The sequence below is a fragment of the Paraburkholderia eburnea genome (assembly GCF_002917095.1).
GTDB classification, from domain to species: Bacteria; Pseudomonadota; Gammaproteobacteria; order Burkholderiales; family Burkholderiaceae; genus Paraburkholderia; species Paraburkholderia eburnea.
On sequence record NZ_PQGA01000006.1, the window covers coordinates 224,744 to 245,268 of the forward strand.

16 protein-coding genes and 1 pseudogene are annotated in these 20,525 nt (G+C 58.6%); 6 read left to right on the forward strand and 11 right to left on the reverse strand.

Features of this window, described 5'->3' with window-relative positions:
* Positions 1-45: 45 nt before the first annotated feature.
* The 3 genes from B0G62_RS14410 to B0G62_RS32180 all read left to right on the forward strand — a co-directional run bounded on the left by B0G62_RS14410 (position 46) and on the right by B0G62_RS32180 (position 3,023).
* Positions 46-432 (forward strand): proline dehydrogenase family protein, encoded by a 387-nt coding sequence (locus B0G62_RS14410; protein ID WP_244193244.1) that lies wholly within the window; start codon positions 46-48, stop codon positions 430-432.
* 319 nt (positions 433-751) lie between these two features.
* A complete protein-coding gene (locus B0G62_RS14415; protein WP_103704876.1) occupies positions 752-1,291 on the forward strand; it encodes a hypothetical protein in 540 nt (179 codons plus the stop codon).
* A gap of 1,438 nt (positions 1,292-2,729) precedes the next feature.
* Positions 2,730-3,023, forward strand: coding sequence for an NAD-dependent epimerase/dehydratase family protein (locus tag B0G62_RS32180; RefSeq protein WP_244193245.1), 294 nt, complete (start codon positions 2,730-2,732; stop codon positions 3,021-3,023).
* A 2,044-nt stretch (positions 3,024-5,067) separates the two neighbouring features.
* Here the strand turns inward: B0G62_RS32180 and tssF are convergent.
* The 6 genes from tssF to B0G62_RS14450 all read right to left on the reverse strand — a co-directional run bounded on the left by tssF (position 5,068) and on the right by B0G62_RS14450 (position 14,876).
* Entirely contained in the window at positions 5,068-6,921 is a 1,854-nt protein-coding gene (gene tssF, locus B0G62_RS14425; protein WP_103704877.1) for a type VI secretion system baseplate subunit TssF, read from the reverse strand.
* Positions 6,922-6,981: 60 nt separating this feature from the next.
* Entirely contained in the window at positions 6,982-7,242 is a 261-nt protein-coding gene (locus B0G62_RS14430) for a PAAR domain-containing protein (protein ID WP_103704878.1), read from the reverse strand.
* 12 nt (positions 7,243-7,254) lie between these two features.
* Complete coding sequence (locus B0G62_RS14435) at positions 7,255-8,877, reverse strand: type VI lipase adapter Tla3 domain-containing protein (RefSeq protein ID WP_103704879.1); 1,623 nt, start codon at positions 8,875-8,877, stop codon at positions 7,255-7,257.
* Positions 8,878-8,884: 7 nt separating this feature from the next.
* Complete coding sequence (locus B0G62_RS14440) at positions 8,885-11,083, reverse strand: T6SS effector phospholipase Tle3 domain-containing protein (protein ID WP_103704880.1); 2,199 nt, start codon at positions 11,081-11,083, stop codon at positions 8,885-8,887.
* Positions 11,084-11,085: 2 nt separating this feature from the next.
* Positions 11,086-13,890 (reverse strand): type VI secretion system Vgr family protein, encoded by a 2,805-nt coding sequence (locus B0G62_RS14445; RefSeq protein ID WP_103704881.1) that lies wholly within the window; start codon positions 13,888-13,890, stop codon positions 11,086-11,088.
* Positions 13,891-14,441: 551 nt separating this feature from the next.
* Positions 14,442-14,876, reverse strand: coding sequence for a hypothetical protein (locus B0G62_RS14450; protein ID WP_146055282.1), 435 nt, complete (start codon positions 14,874-14,876; stop codon positions 14,442-14,444).
* A gap of 274 nt (positions 14,877-15,150) precedes the next feature.
* Here B0G62_RS14450 and B0G62_RS14455 point away from each other — a divergent pair.
* The 3 genes and pseudogenes from B0G62_RS14455 to B0G62_RS14465 all read left to right on the forward strand — a co-directional run.
* A pseudogene (locus tag B0G62_RS14455) lies at positions 15,151-15,348 on the forward strand (PadR family transcriptional regulator); the annotation flags it as partial.
* Between the two features lie 204 nt (positions 15,349-15,552).
* Positions 15,553-15,915 (forward strand): translation initiation factor Sui1, encoded by a 363-nt coding sequence (locus B0G62_RS14460; RefSeq protein ID WP_103704970.1) that lies wholly within the window; start codon positions 15,553-15,555, stop codon positions 15,913-15,915.
* A 37-nt stretch (positions 15,916-15,952) separates the two neighbouring features.
* A complete protein-coding gene (locus B0G62_RS14465; protein ID WP_103704883.1) occupies positions 15,953-16,615 on the forward strand; it encodes a hypothetical protein in 663 nt (220 codons plus the stop codon).
* Positions 16,616-16,682: 67 nt separating this feature from the next.
* Here B0G62_RS14465 and B0G62_RS14470 read toward each other — a convergent pair whose 3' ends face one another.
* From B0G62_RS14470 to B0G62_RS14490, 5 genes are all read right to left on the reverse strand, one after another.
* Complete coding sequence (locus B0G62_RS14470) at positions 16,683-16,997, reverse strand: helicase (protein WP_103704884.1); 315 nt, start codon at positions 16,995-16,997, stop codon at positions 16,683-16,685.
* Between the two features lie 202 nt (positions 16,998-17,199).
* Positions 17,200-17,484 carry a CppA family protein gene (locus B0G62_RS14475; protein WP_103704885.1) on the reverse strand — a complete coding sequence of 95 codons (285 nt, stop codon included), beginning with the start codon at positions 17,482-17,484 and terminating at the stop codon, positions 17,200-17,202.
* Positions 17,485-17,579: 95 nt separating this feature from the next.
* The gene (locus B0G62_RS14480) at positions 17,580-18,197 is read right to left on the reverse strand and encodes an ABC transporter ATP-binding protein (RefSeq protein WP_103704886.1); all 618 of its coding nucleotides are present in this window, start codon (positions 18,195-18,197) and stop codon (positions 17,580-17,582) included.
* Positions 18,198-18,345: 148 nt separating this feature from the next.
* Entirely contained in the window at positions 18,346-19,635 is a 1,290-nt protein-coding gene (locus B0G62_RS14485; protein ID WP_103704887.1) for a hypothetical protein, read from the reverse strand.
* A 132-nt stretch (positions 19,636-19,767) separates the two neighbouring features.
* Positions 19,768-20,508, reverse strand: a complete 741-nt coding sequence (locus B0G62_RS14490; RefSeq protein ID WP_146055283.1) for a hypothetical protein — start codon at positions 20,506-20,508, stop codon at positions 19,768-19,770.
* Positions 20,509-20,525: the final 17 nt, after the last annotated feature.

Genomic DNA, 20,525 nt, shown 5'->3' on the forward strand with positions numbered 1-20,525 from the left:
CGCCGGGCACTCCGAACATCGAAGGGGATCAGAGCGTGCATCGACATGGAAGACATCAGTTGCACCCAGAAAACGCTCGACGCGTTCTTGAATCTCGAATCCGACGGGCATCAAATCGGAATCGCAATACAAGCGTATTTGACGCGCACAAACGATGACATAGTTCCATTGCAGGCACGCAAGAGTCGCATGCGTATTTGCAAGGGGATTTACGCGGAGGCGAAGGAGCATCTTGTCCAGGGCGCATCGATGGATCGGGCCGCGATCAACTCACACTTCGTTCGGCACGTTTCGACAGCTATTCAGGCGGGATCATTCGTCGGCATTGCAACGCACGATGCACAATTAATCGATGCACTGACCAACTGGCTGCAACGCGAGCAAATCGACAGGTCGCAATTTGAATTCCAGATGTTACTTGGGGTGTGTTAACCGCTGCGTGACGCTTTGCTTGCGCAAGGATTTAATGTGCGAGTCTATGTGCCATACGGGCATGACTGGTATGGCTACAGCACTCGGCGAATCAAGGAGAGTCCACGAATCGCCGGATATCCTGTCGGCGATGATACGTCGCGATCGGACTCGCTAGCAGTTACAGCACGCACCGAGGATCGGGACCGACCAGACTTTTGGTCCCGGTTCGAACGACTGCTATCGAGGAGACCGGCTGACCGGTGTGGGTCGATATGACCCATTCGAGGGCCTGCCGCCTTTTTACCGGCCAAGCGATCAACGCCCCCTGCACCGCTTCATGGACGGCAAACGGCGGCAACCCGTTCGCCTGTCGAATTTCGACATTACAAACAGTATGAGCATCCTGCCACTGGATCGACAACTGCAATGCCAGCGTCACTCCTCTGTCAACCTGACAGAGCTGTTTTTATGGCTGTACGTTCGGTCGTTCGGATGCGGCCACGGGGGCCTGGGCAACATCAGACGCGCCGGTGGCGACGGGCACAGACTGGGCTTGGACCACCGTGGTCTGAGTCATCAGTTGCTGGGCCGCGAGAGTCTGGATCTCCTGGGAGCAGTCATCCGAGGGGACGACATGGGCTCGAGCCAACAGCGTTTGAAGCCCCCCAATCTTTTGCTGATCTTCAACCAACACAGATTGGCATTGGGCCTGCGCCTGTTCCAACCCCTCGTGATCCAGAATCGATTGGAGATGCTGGGCCATCTGTTCGCGGTCTTCCACATCAGGCGCCTGGAGACCGAGAACGCGCAAACTCTCCAGGACCGCTGGTTGGCACGCGCCGGTGTAGTTCAACACCTGATCACAGACTTGAGGTAGAACCCACGTGGGAGCGTGTCGTGTCTGGGCGGCCCACGGTTCTTGAACGGTCGACGCCCGTTGAACATAGTGGACCTCTCGCTGTGCCCATAGACCGTGGTGCACCGGGTGCTTTTGAATCCGCACACGATGCATATATCTGCGCGCCCCTGGATGGGCCATCACCACTCGCGTGTGTTGCGCACGTTCCTCGTGTTTCGCTCGCCCCACGTGCTGTAAATGCTCAGGCCTCCGGTGTTCGTGTGACCACGCCACGACCATAGGATGAGGGGGTTGATGGACGTGGTGGCTCTTGGCGCTATGGGCTTCAGCGCCGGGATTGACCTTGGTCTCCTTGCTCGCATGGGCTACCTGAGCTACCAACGAGCACCCCATGATCATCACCAATGCGTTAATTCCCGTTCTTTTCCTATTGCAATCCACTCCCCGTCCTCTCATTCCTTGGGCACAGTTATTTGTTAACGGCAATATGCGGGAGGTCTTTAATCTCTATCTTTTCCGTGTAGATCGGAACCCCGCGCGCTTCGATTGCCGACCTGATTGCGACGACGAAGCAAAACCGTCAATAACTCCCCTTGCCGCCACGTTTAAGGAGCCGCCCAAGAGGTCGTGCCCGTGAGAATTGCACGTCAAAGGCCGTTTCGCATCGGCATAGAGGTTGTGGATGGAGACGGACGACCATCTTCCGTCAATGTGCTGAAACGTAACCACAGAAGCCAACCAACTCCTCCAGCGGCTGAACTTCCTTGATCGGGTTTGGATAGCGTGTCCGACTTGGGACTCTTTCGTGAAAGGTTTGGCTGCAGACGATTGTGCGAATCCGGAGCTGTTCGACATTGAACGCCGGGTAGTGTTGCGTGTTTTGAAGTCTACTGTTGGGGCTCAGTTGTCTTTCGAGGGTAGCAGGAGGCATCCCAACGGACTTGTCGGGAAGATGGCCATTCTGGCGCAGCTCCATCGCGACGAGTTCGCCGACTTCAAACGCTGGTGGTAAATGCGTGGATGGTGTTGCACAGCGGCCGGTGCCGGGCACTGGAATCACGCCAGCCAGGACATTCGAGCGTCTGCTTATTCTTCGACTACGGACTTTCTCTCGGCGCTGACGATTACATATCGTTCAGTACCCTTCCAGTCGTCCATTTCCGAAAGTGAGATCTCGCGTCCGCGTTGTGAGAGTGGCAGCCCAGCAAGATCAGCCCTTCGGCGTCTTGCTCCCGTTCTTTCGCGGAGGTTTTGGAAGCGCGCGTCGAGCGAGCAAAGCCGCACCATAGCGATCGGCCCAATCGTGCAGCGAACGGAAAACGGGCAGCAACGCGACGGATGCCTCCGTGATCATCCTGCTTGCCAGCAAGCATACAACACGAAAAACTCACGCCTGCGGTTTCGCGATTCCAGTCGTGTACCGGTCTGTATCCACGAGCGACAGGAGGAAATCAGGATGAGCAGGGTTTTGGTAACCGGGGGCACAGGCTTTGTTGCCAGTCACACAATCGTTCAGCTTCTCAGAGCGGGTCACGACGTTCATACCACAGTTCGCCGGCTAGAGCGAGAGAAGGAAGTCAGGGCAATGCTGGCGACGGGTGGCATTGGCCACGAGATCGGGCAGCTTTCGTTTTTCGCTGCCGATCTCGGCGACGACGCAGGCTGGCCGCAAGCCGTCGCCGGATGCCAGTACGTTCTGCACGTGGCATCCCCTTTCCGTCCGCGCAGCCGAAGGATGCAGACGCCTTAACCGGGCCTGCCCGCGACGGCACGTTGCGCGTTCTTTGCGCTGCCCGCGACGCCGGTGTCGAGCGGGTCGTAATGACGTCCTCGTTCGGCGCGATCGGCTACGGGCATCCAACCCGGTCGGCTCCCTTTACGGAGGCAGACTGGACCGATATGTCCGGTGCGGACGTCCACACCCTACATCAGGTCCAAGACCATCGCAGAAAGAGCCGCATGGGAATTTGTTGCGCAGGACGACACACCCAAGCTCGCCGTCGTAAATCCGGTGGGTATATTCGGCCCGACTCTTGGCCAGGACTATTCGAGCTCGATTGGGCTCATCAAGTCGTTGCTTGATGGTGCGATGCCGGCCACGCCGCGTATGTCCTTCGGTGCAGTTGACGTGCGGGACGTCGCTGGCCTTGTACTTCCGCGCTCGGCCATGAGGGGACATTCGCCGAGCGTTCGGATATGACTGAACCTTGATGCGGAGCGGTCACTAACGTCGTTTGGCCTTGGTACGCAGGGCATCGACCATCATCGTCTGTGCACGCATTGTGGGTTGTAAGCGACCTGTGTGAGGCATACGCGATCGCCGCAAATTGCCAGCGAGGCCCCGGTTTCATCGATAACGGTCACCCGAACAACCTTGCATCGCAGTGCGTAACTCGCCTTGGATTTCCGCCCTCGCTGCAAGCCACTAGCGTACGCCGGAGGCGCACGGGTCATCCTGGAGTGCTCTCATGAGAATAATTCCCGATAAATTGACCGTTGCAATGCGCACCGAAGACGATCTCGCTTGTGCGTAAACACGTTCAAAATGCACCGCAACTATGTTCCGTTGCTCACCACACGCCGAAACTCCACTTTGGGATGTCCATACCGTTCGGTTCGGGAGGCCCTCACACATACCGAATTCTCCGAAGGGAGAGCGGTGTCCATTCAATCCAGGCCAGAACTTGCCGGGCGAAAATCGAGCCGGCGAACATTTTGTTCCAAAGCCAGGATTGACCGCGGGGCCGCATGCGAAAAAAATCGGATTTCGTGTGATCTATAATAGTCACATCCTTAAAATGTGACGTTGCCTGATATCTACTCAGAACGGAGACTTCGATTGCTTAGAGCCACACTTCTTGTAGCAGGTTGCGCGCTTATATCTGGTTGCGTTGTCTCGTCAGATGCGACGGTAGGCTTTCTTGGCGGGCGAGGCTTGCGTGATATTAAACCTGGTTTGCCCGCTCCCGGCGTATGCGACTGGAATCAAAAGACAGGCCGTCACTACACAGCGATCGACGACAAAACCGGAAAGCCAGTCTCGGGTGTGATGTGCACGAACGTATTCGAGGACGATGCGATGAACCACCCCGATAAACGGTAAGTAATCGACTCATCCAGGGTCTAGCCGGATTCGCGCTTTTGACTTCGCGTTCGTGATCCGGTTAAAGACGCTGCAATCCGGGCACCACTTCTCCCTATTTCGGACATTATCGAAATTCGCGGCCCAGACGTGTCTGCGGTGACACTGCCAGGTGAGGTGGGAATTACAGTCTCGCTGTACCGAAGTACTTGCCGGTCGGGCATTCGCCACCATGCCGGGCTGTGCGAGCTTGCAGTTGTTCCAGTCCGTCGCGGAGCAGTGCGCCTGGAATCTGTCGCTCTTCCTGCAAGCACTCGGTCCAGCCCGCACCACTCAAGAGCGACTGGCCGAGGCACGACCGTTGACGCCCCTGCGTGCAGCGGAAGTGGTGCCAAGCGGCCGTTCCACGCCACGGACGATCAAGCCAACAGACGATGCGGCCTCAGCAAGTTCTGCCGCACGCATCGTTGCCTCTTCATTGGCGCAGATTCGGCAGCCCTGCTCTCGTTGGCGAATCAAGTTTCGGGGGGCGATGTTGGTGATGTGACCGTGGCGGCACGAAAAATCCTGCGCGACCCACAGCCCCTCCCACGTCGCACCTGCAGGATTCATCTGGTGTCGCACGAGCGCCTTTTCGAGCGCTTTGCTGAGCAGAGGCGATCGCGCTGGCTGCGATACCTTCTCCTTCGAACATCTACTCCTCCCATCGACCTTAAAGGAGCGGAACAGCGCCGGGCAGGAGTTGGCCTCTGGCCAATTCTGAGCCGTTGTTGGCCGAGACGAGCACCAGTTGCACAAAGCTATGTGCTGGCGCGTAGCGCACGAATACGCTTTCGAGCACACGTGCTAACCCCACGATCGCAGCGTCAACGAAAGCCGTCTCGTCAATAACAAGCCGCACACGCAGTCCACGGGCCATACGGGACTGAGGCTTTTCCACGATCCATTCCATCGCGGTTTCTCGTGATAGGCCGACAATCGCGTTGATCTGCCCGCTTGCACTGTGCGCTCCGGGAGGGATGTGAGCTTCAAGCAGAGCCTTGAGTGAGGGTAGCCCGTTGCGGTCCAGACTGAATGGCCCAGCGGCGAGGCTTCGGATGACGTTCCAGTATTGGCTTTGAGGCACCTCACGTGGCGTGCAGTCGGTTGGCCGACTCAGCAGCGTAATTTTCCCAACGACGCTCCGATCCGGATAAGCGAAGTCACCTTCCGGTGCCCCCCATTGCAGGGAGCCGGGGGCATCTCCGTTACTGCACATCAGCGTGGCATGAATCTGCTCATCACGCGCGGGCTCTGTGGCCTCACCTCCAGCCGTAACGAATGAAAGAACACACGCGCCGCCAGGTGCGAAGGCCATGTGGCCTTTCTGATTGGATTGGGTCCAGTACAGCATCGGGCGACGGCTGCTGGCGGTTTCAAATCTGCGGTAGTGTTCAAGCGAGTAAAGCGGGTTGATATTCCTGGATACGGGGTCGCCGTCATTGTCATACGTCAAACGCACGCTGCTGACCGACCATACATTCGTCTCTTCCGCAGAAACCTTTTGCGGAACCATGGGAAACGTGGGCAGCGTGGCGTCCTTGAGAGCAATGGGCTCGGCCTGGCACTGGAAGAGATTGATGACCGGCGCACATCGGAGCCGGAAATTCGACGCAGTGAGTCCCCGCAGCGAGATCGCAGCGGATGTCTCCGGGTGCAGTCCACAAACCGGCAGATGAATAGTCAGCTGTTTCCTGATCGTGCGACCCCGCACAAGCTTTCCGAAGTGGAAGTCCAGAAAATGGAATTTGGCCGGGTACCCAAAATATTCGAGCAACAGCCGGTATTGGGACTGCGGCTCATCTGGGCGCTCGATGAGGCTTTCGCTCTCATCGAAACCCACCGGCGAGACGGGAACGGAATCAAGCGCAGTCCATTTCCCACTGGAATCGATTTCGATGAACGGGGACTTGCAGCGGTGTAGAAGCGCATCGATAACCGTCGCAGTGGCCAGATCCGGTGCGTCTACGTAGACGCGCACTTTATCCGTCACCGCATCGGCCAGCCGGACAGATTCGGATCGCACAGCAAAACTGATCGACAAGACCCCGCTTGCGCCGTCTGGGAGTTGCACGCCGGACGGAACAGAGGACGCCAGCCGGTATGCGGCGTCCTCGATGAACAGTGGGGAGATCACCGTGTCGTAAATGGTGCGAAATCCAAATTCACCGATACGCGTTTTGAGATGGCTGCCCCGCTTGATAATTGCGGGCTTCGCAATGCGTTCGACGGCCGCACCCGGCTCGAAGCAAGCGATCGAGCAGGCCGGGAACGGCCGCAGAAACTCCGGATAAAGTACTTCGAGCAACGGCACTGTGAAGTCGGGAACGTCGTCCTCCAGCCGCTCCCGGACGCGCGCGTTGAGCAGCGCAGCCGACTGCATCAACCGCTCAACGTGCATGTCTTCGGATTGCTCGCCCTGCACCGACAGCCTGCCGGCCACCCGTGCGTTGCGCGAGCCAAATTCAGACAGCCCCCGGCGCAAATGCAGAAGCTCACGCTCATAGCTGCTTTTCAGATCAGACATCCGTGTCCCTACGCTGCCTAAGTTCTCATTTCCCGGTCTTGTTCCGGCTGCCTTGCCAGTTCAACCACCAGTCGTCGACTGACTGGCAATAAGCCGCGCACCGCACGCGAGAAGATCACCGTCGACCGCTGCTGCCTTGCCATCATACGTGGCGTTGCCGGACGCTTCAGCGATGACCGTCGGACCGTGTATGGCACATACAGCGGCGTCACCGACTCGCGCGATCGCCTTGCCTTCGACTCTCGAGTTGGGAGCCCCTGTGACGACCTGGCCGCCGTGGCTGTGTGCGTCTCCAACAACGATATATTTCTTCCCTGCCATGTCTGTGTCCTGTTATTGCGGCACGCTCCAGCTGAAAACCTGCGGATTCGCCTTGCGCGAGGCTTCATCCGGCGGCGTCAACATCGTAATCGTCGCATGTCCAGCGTCACGCAGGTTCACGAGCGCATTCGTCTTGCCATCGCCGTAACCGATCATGGTTGCAAGGGCGATCTGCACAAATGTCGAACTGACGCCCGTGTCGGCTCCGATGCGATGCTGCATATCGAACGCGTCTGCCGGATCGTCAAGATCGATTTTCTGCTTGTTGTCGTGCAGCGACTGCACAAGCAACGCGAGGTTCGCCGTCGATGCGCCTGTGTCGTAGAACATCCGCTCCGGTTGTGTGCCTTGCGGAAGCGTTGCCAGTGCCTGCTCCCAGCCAATGCGCAGCTTCTCGATCTTGTCGGCCTTTTTCGCCGGAGCGCCGTGCCCATCCAAGAGATCTACCGTCACAGGGCGGTGCAGATAGCCGAGTACCGGCCACTGATCGAATTCCTTGAGTTGCCATGTCGTCCACGGTACGGGCACCCACGGATTGGGTTTGAATCCCTTTGGCAATTTGAGGGGTTCAGTCTTATAAAACTCAGGCAACTTCGACTGCCAATATTCACTGGTTGGGTCGTAGACTCCACGTGAAGGACTCGGATAAGCCCGTGCCTCCTTCCAGTAGAAATTCGACAATTTGACAACGTCATACTGCGTTTTGCTTTTGTCGATGGTGCCCGATGTCTCGGTCGCATATGGCCGGATCATCTGATCGACGCGGTCCTTGCGTGTGACAATCAGACCAACCAGGGCATCAGGTTGCGTGGGTACAAAGTTCCCGTCCTTGTTGAACTCGGGTAACGGACTACCGGGCGTCTTGGAGAACCCTCGGGTGCTTGAACCGTCAAGGGCCAAGACAAACACGGCCGGAAGGTCAGGGTGCTCATCGAAAAGCTTGAAGAGCTTTCCCACCACTTCCGAGCCGTCAGAGGTGTTGAGATCGTTCACCCGAATGTAGAAACTGTTGCCTACGCCGGACCCGTTGTCGGCTTCGCCCAGGAGGGCGCCCAACTGTACCGCGTTGGATCTGGTCACATCGCTTGGCGGTCCTACGAGTACGGTCGGGATCGGCCAATATTGAACCCAATCCAGGACGGTATAGCTAACTATATTGTTGGTGCGGGTGGTGAACTGGTCCCACCGCGTGCTGTAAGACCACTCGTATTCCTTGGGATCCGCCAAGAGCACGGCGCCCTTGGGGCCAACCTCGTCGAGCCGCATGAGCAAAGCCCGTTGCCGGAAGCGGTCTACCGTTACTCCTACCCTGCGAATTTCAAGAGTGAATTGTGGGTTTCCGGCCGACTGAGTCGTAGCGGCCGATAAAGCCGTGTCAGCCGCGGGTACGCCGTTACCCGTATCTTTCTCGGCGGCGTTACTGGACCGCGCGAAGCCAGTGACGGCGAGCGCACCCGCTACGACCAACAAGACCGGAGCAAAAAACAGAAGCAAACGTTGCGGCATGGAGAGGTCGTCCAATGTCAAAAAGTTTTGGGAAGCCATGACCTTGATGATCAACAGCCAGAGCGCGGCGATGATCGCGACCAGGGCGATCAGGCGGGTGCCCGAAGGGCGTGTCAGTGTCGTAGCCATATCGCTATCAGGGGAGCGGGACGGAGTTCATCGGATTCTTTGCCATCGCATCGAGCAACGGCTTGGTACGCTCGGCGCGTTGCTCGTTAACTACTCCGAGGCTTTCGTGCGGCGCTTTAGGAACAAGGTCCTCGTCTGGGAACACACCCGCTACGTTGTATTTGCTGTTGGCCTCAACGTACTGCTTTGTGATCGCATCGAATTGGTCATATGCGCCGTTCCCCACATCAGAAAACTTACTGGACGGAATTCGCCAATCTGCAATTGCACGTAGCGCCAACGCGCGATTGGCATCATCAATCGCCCTCGCCTGTCCAATCGAAACATCGAAGGCGGTCGCACACCGATGGTTCAATTCACCACTCATTACCGCAGAATGGTACGAACTCGGACCGGTATGCTCGTTCATGAAGCGAAGCTTGCCCTCGTTGGGTGTCTCCTGGCGAATGACCATGATCTGCCCCGCAGTTGGCGGCCGGGTGCTAAAAACGTCCAACACCTTTGTCTGGTCGAGTTCACCCTTGCCTTCATTGAGCGCTTCCTGTACCTCCGAAACTGACGGCAAAGCGGCCCCGTTGGGTCCGTACGATGGCCATGCCTGAGTTTCTGGCGCAAGCGTCTGCAGGTCGCTGGCAGCGACTGCGATCGACGCTTCCAGTTCGTCCGTTGACTGGATGTTGGCTGAAATATCGCTGTCGCTGTATCCCCAAATTTTCTTGCCCCCCGTACCTACCACGGTGTTGTCCTCCATCGCGGGCGTAAAGGCGTTGGGTAGTTCAGGCGCATTGATGTGCCGGGTCGTACCGACCTTGACGCTAGCGCGTTTAAGCATTTCGTCGGACATGCTTGTCATGGTGGATGATTCCCCCGGCTCGCGAACCGTGTACTGATGAGGCGCAGTACCGACCTTCTCCGGTTGCCCATTGCGTTTGCGCCGCGTAAATAAACGCTGAAAGAACTGACTGGAGATCAGCTTGATTGTCTCTTTGGCTCCGGCAGCAGGGGTCGCGTCCTGCGACTCCGGCAACCCCAACGTGCCCATACCAGCCACGCCAGTAAGTCCCACGGTCGCGTCTTCAGGGGACCAATATATCGTGACGAATCCGCGATTATCACGCTCGGCAAACTGAAGATTCATTTTCTCCGAATCGGTACCGGTAACCTCTTGCGGCCCGGTCAGACGCACAGCCTTCGCTGGCCCCCACTGGGGACCGGTAATGCCATAGTTATCCTGACCCGGCGTCCACTGAAGATCTCCAAGAGGTGGCGCACTGTGTTTTGCCGCGTTCACCAACCCGACAATATTTCCAAGAGTCTTTGCGCGCGCATAGGTCGTCTGTTGCGTCTCGCCTGTCTGGGTGAGCCGATCCATCAACTCTTCGCGCAGCGAGTAAGGGCTGTCGATCAGGATCAGATTATCAGCGGGCCGATCAGCGGCGCCTTTGCTACCCAATAGGCCTTCTGCGAGAAACGCCTGAGCCAGCAGGGTGATCATGGTCCCCTGACTATGAGCGATGATGTTCACCGTCTCATTCGCGTCAACCAGACGGATCTGACGTACCAGCGCGGCCAGTCGCTTAGCCGCGAGAATCATGTAGTGCCGGTTTGGGCAAGCATAGAGCGGATGCGTAGGGTCACCCTGAAGCTTGTTCAAGGTCCACGTTTTGAAACCGCCCTTGAAGGCCGTGTTGAACATGTCCACAAGATTTGTGGTCGCGTTCGCGAACATACCGCCGTTCTTGCACAATCCAGGGTCCAGTCGGTTACCGTACTTATCGATGTTCTGTCCGTTGCGTTTTTGCTTCGCCGGATCAATTGATAAGTCATCCTTCCCAGCCTTGAAGCCCCAGTAGAAAGGGATCAACGGGCTATACGTATTGTCAGTGGCAAGCCGTCGATACATTTTGTCGTCGAGGTCCTTCATCAGGTCCTTCGACGTGACCGGGCTCGCGTCATTGGCCATGCGTCCATGCGAATATTCCGCGGCGACAAAGTCGCTGCGACCCAAGCGATCGTTCAGGCCTTCACAGAAGCCCTTCTCTACGTGGCCAAAGTCGGTCCCGAGATCATTCACCCCGTGAATCAGGATTGTCGTGCAGGGAAACCGGGACTTCACATCAACCGGAACGCACATGAGGTCATTCCGATTGGGATACAGCGGAGCCGACCCCTCCCCTACAACTGTCTGATTGCTCTGATCGCTCATTTCTATTTCACCGCGTCAAAAACTTTCACACTCGCGATATGCATCGCGTCGTCCGCCGTCAGTTGCGTCAGGCCCTGGCTATCCGAGACACCCTTGATCACCTGCCCGTTGCTCAACGCAATCTCGTAGGGGCGATTAGGAACCGGGTGCGGGTTCTCCGCTGAATCGGTGCCGGGATATCGTAATCGGAACTTCTGATCCGCGCCCTTGGCCCCGAAAGACGGAGGCGTGACCTTGTCAGTTGAGGGACCCACGAAGTCGTGGCCGGCGGTGTGCGCCGTGAAAGCACCGTTGGAACCCACGGTGATGCCGCTGCCGATCTTCATAAAGCTGCCGTCGGCTGCAACGAGACGAATGGTCTTGCCGCTGACCACCACTTCGTCGCCGATCGACATGATCTGGATGCCCTTTTGTGCGGTTGCCGCTATCTCATCCTTCTGCGCCTGAAGCACCAGCTTCCCTTCACCCGCAATGGCACTCACACCCTCACCACGCCCGAACATGTGCATGCCTTTGCCTGCGGTTGCAGTGATACGCTGCCCCGCAGCCATCTGCAAATGTTGGTCGGCGACCTGGTCCACGTTCTGCTTCGCATACACAAGAGCGGTTTTGGGCGTGATGACCATCGAGCCAGCCTCGGCCCCGACAGCCACGATCGCGGGCGCCTGGCTGGCGGAACCAGCGGCCGATCCTGCTGCCGAACTGCCGGTACCGCTGCTTGATTCCCAATCCTTGAACGCGGCGGCCACCGCCTTCTGGCCCGCAGGATCGGAGGCCGTACCACCGTTCTGGCTCACATATTCGCCGAGAGAAGCGAAGAGCGACGTGCACTCGTCGAGCAGCTCCTGCAACTCCTTGCGATCGAGATGGGTGCCTTTAGCCTGCGTACGCGCGTAGGTGGTCAGCAACATGCCGCGTGCTGCTCGCACCGCAGCCGCTGCATCGGTACGGAGTTCCGCACCTTCCCCACGGTCATCTCCTTTGCCATCCGTGCGCGGCTGCGTCAGATACCCTAAATTCAACTGGGAATGTGCGTGCTCGCTTGCAAGTTGAGCACTAATCTGCTCCGGCGTATCGTCGAGTCGCAGCTGATTGGTACGCGAACCGGAGATCTCCTTGCTGACGACTCCAGTCAGGTATCGATTCCCTGGCAATGCCCCAGCCCGACTGAAGGCAGCGGGCATGTTTTGGCCGTTGGCGAACACGCCTGAAACGTACATTCTGTCCGGATCACCATTCATGAAGTCCAGCAGCACCTCCATGCCGCCGCGTGGGAGCACGTGCTGGCCAAAGTTGGCGCCAGCCAGCCCGCCGAGCACGCGCACCGCCGCGCTATCAGCCGGCGTGCCTTGTGTCCCGGCGCCGCCCGCGTGCGCGTGGTCGACTTCGTCGAGGCCTTGAATCTGAACGAAGATCCGCCCGTACTCGTCGCAATGAACCTCCTCGCCGTCCGGCACCGTCACCTTGCCCGTGATCGGGTAGACGCGCGGCAGGTCAACGCGCGGGTCGTAGAGCGGCGTGAGAGGGGTACCACGCGGCACCCCAGTGAATACATTCTCGTATCGGCTCGAATCAGAACCATCAATCGTCGATGGTCGCATGCGCGTGTTTGCCGACGCCGGCGGCGAGTCGAAAAGCCATCGACTCGCTGTGAACAACGACTGGGCGCGCTCAGACAGGTCTTTGGGAAGGTTGTTTTCGCCGCGATGATGGAGCGACGTAATGATCACGCGCCGATCGACTTCGTCGAGCCGATCCAGCTCGGGGTGACCGGTTACGGCAACCCACGTGCCCACCGCAAGGTTGCGGACACCGCTTGCACCGTCCATACGCACAGCCTGCCCGCCTTGCGCTGCGATTCGAGCGAGACCAAGCCGCTGGTTGTCGTCATCCGAATCGGCGATGTGCGGCGAGTCGATGCGGGAGTCAGACAGCAGCTTGCCAAGGTCGTTACCGGCTGAACCCTGGTCGACTCGCGTTGACCCTTGTACCTGGTCCATGCTGCTGGGCTTGTAGTCCCAGCTAACACGCCGTATCGAACCGACCACTAGCTGGCGGCCAGTTGTCAAATGCGTTATGGCGTCATTGGTTCCTATCGTTGCATCGGAGAGGTAAGGCACCGTTCTGGCAGGAGCCTGTTCCAGCTTTACCACGCTATCGAACAACACAAGCGAGTGAAAGGGCTGCTGGCTCAAATCCGCACTGCCTTGGCCACCGCCAGATTTGACAAACCACGCGATGCCTTCACGGCGGCACAACCGCCGGATGAAATCTGCATCGGATTCGTCAAACTGCAAGGTCTGCTCGCGCACCGGATATTTCGATGTGTCGAGGCGCGAGAGATCGATGTCGAAAGTCGCACCGAGCGTCGTGCTTTTCGTGCGCCACTCGCGAACCAGTGTCTGAATGATGTCGATCGTGCTTTTCGTGCGGAATATCCGCGTATTCACCCGGCGCTCAAGGATCGACAGCGCATCGCGCACAACCAGTTGATATGTGGTTAGCGATCCGTCCGCCTCGCCCTCATGGGCATCTGTAACGATCCCGCAGATTGACTGTACGCCCCCAGCATCGGTGACGAGCTGGACCGTGATTGGCTGCCCGAGAAAGTTCTGAAGTGCGACGCCCGCGCTCGTTGAGATGCACGACAGTCGCCCTTCGATACCCCCGCAAAGGTCTTCCCGGATGTCCAGCCGCTGCAAAAACAGCAGATTGGCAAGGTCTGACTGCGAATCACGCCAGTACAGCCGGAATGGGCGCGTGTCCTGCGACGGGAGCGCGCCGATGAATACTCGCTGAATGTTCACATCCTGCTCCCCGGAAGGATTATCGGTGTTATGCGACTTGAATTAGATTCTTTGAATCTATCGCTTGTTGTTACACAGAAAGCTGCGCGAAGGAGTTTTTCGCCGAAAATATCAGGGCTAAAATGGGCTGTCAATTATTGACAGAGTTAAAATGACAAAATATGCATTTCTTTCCGATTAATTTATCGCATTTCAACGAGAGGTAAGAAATTCCGGCCAAGTGGATTTGACAATAATGCGCCTTGAGTCGTCAGGCCGCGCCGGGGATTCGTGGAATGCCCCGCTCACCTCCCTTGCCCCAGCCTGCCGGAACACTAAAGGCGCGGATACGACGCCCATACCGATTGATCACCAGGTCCTCTGTCGCAGCCAATCGTAGCTGGGGTTAGCCGTATCCCTCAGCCATCGAGAGGGGCGGCCTCGCTGCGCCAGCTCTTCACCAGGTATAAAAACTCAGCGCGGAAGACATAATCTAAACCAGAGATTTCCAGGAACAGTAAGAAATCGAAGCCAAAAATTAGTCTTTAAATATGGCGATATTTAAATTGTTATTAAAGCGTTTCTGGAAGATCACGAAACACAGCCCACCCGGTGCAGTCAAAGAACACCCCAAACTCAAAAAATCCAAACATCCCTGGCATTGCCGACCCTCGTCGCCAGCCCCTGCCGGTCTCTACGTCGAGCGTGTCGTCGACCGCACCGTCCGCGTGTGGGCGACTTTCGCCGGCCGGGACGATCAGCAGTGCGTACGCTTCGGAAAATGTGCCAAGTTCGGCTTCCGCGAGCGCTCGGCGATTATTTTCTCGAGCGTGAAATACAGACACAGCCTTGACGGCGTCAATCGCCGCAACGTGTTCGGTCAGGCGGGTTACCAATTTAGCCGTTAACGCCTTGTCCGCTGCCGCCCAGTATTGCAAGAGCCTTCGTTGCTCCCAGACGGCGATGATGGCTCCTGAGGACATCTCCCGCGCCAGCGGCGGCAACATGAGGCTCCCAAACAAATGACGGATTTGCACCGGTGAACGGGCATTCGCGTGAACGATTAAAGGGACTGCTTCGGGTCGATAAGCCCCATTCGTCGCACGCCTGACGTCAATCGCCGTTCACCGACCTGGGGACAGGGATTTGCTATGCTTATACAACTGGTTGCACGAAGGCGCGATCGATAGTAATGCAATCGGTTGCATAGAGAGCCAAGCGGATGCGAGAATTTCGAAAGCCTCCTCTATAACCAGGCTAACTTGTCGGCTCATCGACTGGATGTCACTCCCGCACGCCTTACTCACCGCACCGGTCGAACGTCCTGCTCCGGATCGGAACTTGCCGCCCGCCTTGACCGCTCGATCGGTTACTTCTGGCACGCATCCCATCGACAGATCTATCGCGAACCGGCGCACCCGAAAAGGGGCGGGTCTGACCGGGCCGCCGCAGGAAGAATCCACACGTGGACGCAAACGCACCCAGGATAACTGGCTTGAGCTGCTCAATGAAGCCCGGGCTGCGCTTCAGAAGCCCGTCCGCGCTTCCCGGTCTGGTCGCGCAAAGCCGGGGCCGGTCATCGGCAAGAGAGAACGCAAATAAGCGTTATATTCCACAGGAACAGCCGACAAAACTTTGCGATTGCCGGTTTTGAAGTTTCTGAAGTCCTTGAGTCAAGCAATCATGAATAGCGGTTCGAAAAGCGGCCTAGTCTACTCGACAGACGGTGGCCGGATGTGTCCCGAATGCAGGCGCGTGCTCGCACAATGCGTATGCAAGACCACGGCCAAAGGCCGACCGGCCGGGGACGGAGTCGCGCGGGTCACTCGCGAGACCAAAGGCCGGGGCGGAAAAAGCGTCACTATCGTCAAAGGTTTAGCGCTCGACCCCGTTGCCCTCGCCTTGCTGGGCAAACAGATGCGTACAGCGTGCGGCTCAGGTGGAACGGTCAAGGATGGCATGATTGAAATCCAGGGCGATCATTGCGAGCGCGTCATCGAAGAACTTAAAAAAGCCGGCCATAGCGCGAAGCGGGCCGGAGGCTGACGCATTCGAAACGCGCAGTCATGCTGAAGAGGAACAAATGAAGAAAGGAAAGCCCAAACTTACGCGTCTTGATGCTGAACGACTCTTCGAGGGACTACCCGCTGGGGACGTGAAAGTATCGAGCCGGCCCCAGAACCCGTTCGAAACCGGGGCATTTGATGCGGTGAAGCAGGTCAACCCGGTCAAGCGCGCCGACGACGAATCGCGGCTCTGGAAAGACAACCTGGTCACGCTCCCAGTGGGCATCGAACTGCCCGCTGGCTACGAAACGGTATCCGGCATACGCGAGGCCATGGCGCGGGCATGGCGCATGAAGTGGGTGCGGGAGGGAAACAACGAAGTTGTGGCCGAATTTCCGGAAGGATGGACAGCCGTTCGCCCGCAGAGCGGCCCCATCGAGTTGCGAGACGCCTCCGGCGTGGTCCGCGCGCTGTACGGATGGGCCGAGGATGCCGAAGTCAGGATTTTGCCCAGATATCTGGTCGAATCGCAGTCGAACAGTTCGAATGGGCTGGGCAGCCTGGTGGTTCGCGATCGTGAAAACAACCGGATTCTCGAAAGATCGTCGATCTGGTCCGCTAAAACGGGCACCAACCATCCGGATTGGAGCAGGCTGTCGGTGTGGCTCAACTCAAACTATCCGCAGCATCTGGACCCGCTGCGTTACTGGAAGGATTGCGAAGAAAATCGCCAGGACTAGGCGAACCTCGCGGTTCGACTCTTGCACAGCAAACTCGCGCATTCCGGCTGGACAACACCCGGTTTCCTTATGCGTCTTTCAGCCAGGGCATTTCCACGGGCGACACCACCAGTTGTCGGCCCGCCCGCTCCAATTCGAAAATGAACCCGACCAGGATCATCGAATCGGCGTAGGGGATCGGGAATACATGAGGATTTTCCACGGCCAGCAGCGAGCGCGTGGGCGAGTTTGCCGTTACCGCGGCGTTTTCGCGGACACTCTCCAGTTCGTCAGCCATCGCCTGCCCACTGACTTTGACGACGCGGCTACGAAGGTCGCTGAAGGGTTCGATGCGCGCCCCGTCTTCGTTGTACTCGGCCACTTCATAAATGAACCAGCTCATTTGCCTCTCCCTGGAAAAAGGCAGCCATTCTAACAGTGGGCGGAAATGGCCCTTCCTGCATGGCACGCTCCGGACGTAGCGTGACGTATCGAAGAATGAACGGGGCGTGCGGCCAATGGCCGGATCCGCACGCCGTCGCGATGAATTCGCTACGCACTGCCAACCGCCTTGTAGAAGACTTGCGGACCGGATGCCAACCAAGTCAGCCTGCGCGAATCTTCGCGGGGTTGCTTCGCGCAAGGAACTGGCGTATCTGCGCGAGGTGCCGGTCACCGACAGCCGTGTGAGCCGACTCGCCTGCCATCGCCCGTCGCGGGAACGGTGGCCATGCGCCGAGGTAACGGCACAGCGCGGAAACGAACGGCCGTCTGCCTCCTACGGCCAGACGTTGCACAGCCGCCTCGACGCGCTTCGCGCCCACGTTCGCGAGCAGCCAGTCAATGGTCTGACGATCGTCGTCATTCACGATGCGGATAAGCAATTCCATGTGACCCTCCCTACTGGACGTATACACATACTGTTAATTTATACAGTATTTTGCTCGTCCGCAAGTTCGAGTCGCCTGGGCGCGCTTCCGCCGTCTCAAGCCCCTAGATCGGCAAAATTGACCATCTTTGCCTCACAGGCTCGCGCAAACTTCAAGTCATGGCTCGCAAACAAGACCGTACGGTCGGCGGCCAGGGTCCTAAACAGTTCGACAAGAACGGCACGTCCCGCCGCATCGAGTCCATTAACCGGCTCGTCAGCGATGACGACGGCGGGCGCGCCGATGATCGTCGCCGTCACGAAAAATTTTTTGCGCGTGCCGAGTGACATCTGCTCGAAGCGCTTCTCCAGGTGCGGAGTCAGACCAAAGCGGTCTGCCAGATCGAGCGTGGCGGTATCGACGGCGGTCCCTTTTGCGGATGCCACGAGATCGAGAAATTCCCGCCCGGTCTGGAGCGGATACTCCAGACAGTCGTCGGGTACGTAAGCCAACGCCGATTTCGCCTCGAGCGGCGCTTTACGCAGCGAATGGCCATCGAGCCATACCTCGCCTTCGTCGGCGTCGATGGTGCCGGCCAGGATGCCGAGCAAGGTGGATTTGCCACTGCCGTTCTCATCGCATAGCGCCACGCAACCGGCGTGCGCAGCGTAATGCAGCCCCTTGAAAATAACGTGATCGCCATAGCGTTTGCTGATGTTTTCAAATCGGAGCATGGTGGTGTTGTTCAAGCAAAAAATCACATGATGCCTGACGACATGGCCCGATCCAAAACGCCCCGTTCACGAGCGGTCGAGATGCGGGAGCCGCTGCACCGCAGTCGACGGCTCCCGTTCATCGCTGAAGAATCGCGCACGCCCGGCGTTACGAACTACGCGTGCACAAGCCTTGCACGAAGAAACCCGAGCCGTTGGGCTCGTCGATGAAGTACATCTGCGCGCTGCCCACCGGCAGGAACGACAATCCGGCGACACCAGCCGGCATCGAAATCTGTCCCGCGATCAAGCCGCCGATTCCCGAGGCCACCGACGGATTGGCGCTCGACTTCGACGCCGCCGCATAGTCGAACGCCGCGTTATACGTCAGCGAAAGATAACCGGGCTGGCCGTTGGCCGCACCCGTGCCGCCGCTGATCTGCACGGTCGAGACGGCAATGTCGCCCAGCAGGTGATTCTTGTCGTCGGTATTGGGTTCCGCGCAACTCCACGTTCCATCGAACGCACCCGTGGGAAGCGTCTGCGTCGTCGTCATCACCATCGAGCCCGTGCGCGGCGTGCCTTCAGGCGACTTGCCGAAGCGATCGATGAAAAGCGTCTTGTTTGCCCCCTGCACCGCGACGAACGCGCGCCCGACGGTCTGACCACCGACGATCATGTCGAACGCGCCGGGATAAGTCGTCTGGTCGGGGTCGGGCGTGAAACTGGCCACGTCCGTCACGCGCGCCGTTGCGCCCGGCGTGTCGTCCACGTCCGTGCAACTTGCGGAGTAGGCCTGACCAAAACAGAAGCGCGCCGCCCCCGCCGCGTCGATATTCGCCTGCCCTGCCACGGGATTTTGCGCTCCGGTCGGCACACCATCGACGCTGTAATCGCCCGTGAGCGAAACCAGGCTGTACTGACCGGCAAGGTCGGCAACGCTGGTCACGCCGCTATTCGTCAACGCGAATTGCCCGGCGAGCGTCCCACTGCCCAACAGATTCGGCACCTGGGCAATCGTGCCGCTCAGCATCCCCGGGCCATTGGCGGCCGTGCTCACGACGAGCGAAAGACTCAGCGCGGCGGCCTGCGCCTGGGACAACGTCGCGCCATTAGCCGGCGTGAGGCCCGATACGCTGAGCACACCATTGGCCTGCGTGTAGGCGCCGACCACGTCGCCTGCAAGCCCGAATTGCGAATTCACGAAACTCAGCGTCAACTGTCCCTTCGCGGGGCTGTCCAGCGCGATCTTGACGGTATCGCCGAAGCTGACGGTGCCGACATAGGTGCTCCCGCCGGGCAACGGCTGAAGCGCCGCGGCGGTCTGCTGCGGATTGCCCGTCGAGCCGTCATTGCCAGTACCACCCGAGCCACCCGAGCCGCCACCGCACGCCGTCAACAGGGCGCTAAACGCGAGCGCCGCCCATCCCGCCTTATGTTTCATCTTCGCCATCATCATCGTTATTCCTCTTGTCAATCAGGTCGCAAAGCGAAATGTCGTTTGTCGCGCCTCATGTGAGGCGCTCAATCCGGTATTCGCGCGCCGGCGCTTTTTTGTTCGCCCGAATTCGCGCAAGCGCGTCTCTCGCGCCTATTCTTCGAACGAACCAAGCGCCTGCTGTTGCAACGTGGTGATGTCGTAGCGAACATGCGTGACCTGGACATTGACGCTATTGCCGTTGTCGACGCCGGCAACGAAGAAATAGACCACGCCGCCCAGCGTATTCAGATGGAAGCTTGCGCGCGCCTGCTCGATGGCGCGCGCGGCGTTTTCATCGGCGACACGAATCGCGCAGGTCCCCTGCTTCGTATCGGTGAAACGCAATGTCACGCCTTGCGCGGTGCTATACGGCATGTTCCAGCAGTTGCGCCCCAACACGGCGAACGATTTGCTGTCGAAGTCGTAGCCGCTCGTGAGGCTCTGCGTGATGTCGATGCCGCGCGTCAGATAGTCGTTGAGCTTGAGCGCGTAATAGCGCTGCGCCTTGTAGCGCGCCAGGTTTGCATTGATCTCCGCGAGTTCGGCGCTTGCCATCTGGTGTTTGCGAAACGCGTCGGGCTCGTTGTAATAGCGCGGAGAAAGCAGGTTGAGTTTTTCTTCGTCGCTCAGCGTCTGTCCGCCATGCGCCACGGCGATATAGGTAAGCCAGCGCACGCCCAGCGCATTCTGGTCGATGAGCGTGTAATTGGCGAGCGGCACGTTCGCGTCGGGTTGCTGCGCACCCGCGTTTTGATTGGCGAAGGCCTGGGCCGCCGCGGCGTTCACGCCGGTGGCGGCGGTGGCAGGAGGCTGGGGCGCGGCGGCGGGCGCAGAAGAGGAAGCACTGTTCATGCTTTGCGTATCGTTCT

What these genes read in the sequence shown, in the direction of transcription:
- B0G62_RS14410 (WP_244193244.1), top strand. Translation starts at nt 46, where the DNA reads ATGGAAGACATCAGTTGCACCCAGAAAACGCTCGACGCGTTCTTGAAT.
- B0G62_RS14415 (WP_103704876.1), top strand. Translation starts at nt 752, where the DNA reads ATGGACGGCAAACGGCGGCAACCCGTTCGCCTGTCGAATTTCGACATT.
- B0G62_RS32180 (WP_244193245.1), top strand. Translation starts at nt 2,730, where the DNA reads ATGAGCAGGGTTTTGGTAACCGGGGGCACAGGCTTTGTTGCCAGTCAC.
- tssF (WP_103704877.1), bottom strand. Translation starts at nt 6,921, where the DNA reads ATGTCTGATCTGAAAAGCAGCTATGAGCGTGAGCTTCTGCATTTGCGC.
- B0G62_RS14430 (WP_103704878.1), bottom strand. Translation starts at nt 7,242, where the DNA reads ATGGCAGGGAAGAAATATATCGTTGTTGGAGACGCACACAGCCACGGC.
- B0G62_RS14435 (WP_103704879.1), bottom strand. Translation starts at nt 8,877, where the DNA reads ATGGCTACGACACTGACACGCCCTTCGGGCACCCGCCTGATCGCCCTG.
- B0G62_RS14440 (WP_103704880.1), bottom strand. Translation starts at nt 11,083, where the DNA reads ATGAGCGATCAGAGCAATCAGACAGTTGTAGGGGAGGGGTCGGCTCCG.
- B0G62_RS14450 (WP_146055282.1), bottom strand. Translation starts at nt 14,876, where the DNA reads ATGTTGCCGCCGCTGGCGCGGGAGATGTCCTCAGGAGCCATCATCGCC.
- B0G62_RS14460 (WP_103704970.1), top strand. Translation starts at nt 15,553, where the DNA reads ATGAATAGCGGTTCGAAAAGCGGCCTAGTCTACTCGACAGACGGTGGC.
- B0G62_RS14465 (WP_103704883.1), top strand. Translation starts at nt 15,953, where the DNA reads ATGAAGAAAGGAAAGCCCAAACTTACGCGTCTTGATGCTGAACGACTC.
- B0G62_RS14470 (WP_103704884.1), bottom strand. Translation starts at nt 16,997, where the DNA reads ATGAGCTGGTTCATTTATGAAGTGGCCGAGTACAACGAAGACGGGGCG.
- B0G62_RS14475 (WP_103704885.1), bottom strand. Translation starts at nt 17,484, where the DNA reads ATGGAATTGCTTATCCGCATCGTGAATGACGACGATCGTCAGACCATT.
- B0G62_RS14480 (WP_103704886.1), bottom strand. Translation starts at nt 18,197, where the DNA reads ATGCTCCGATTTGAAAACATCAGCAAACGCTATGGCGATCACGTTATT.
- B0G62_RS14485 (WP_103704887.1), bottom strand. Translation starts at nt 19,635, where the DNA reads ATGATGATGGCGAAGATGAAACATAAGGCGGGATGGGCGGCGCTCGCG.
- B0G62_RS14490 (WP_146055283.1), bottom strand. Translation starts at nt 20,508, where the DNA reads ATGAACAGTGCTTCCTCTTCTGCGCCCGCCGCCGCGCCCCAGCCTCCT.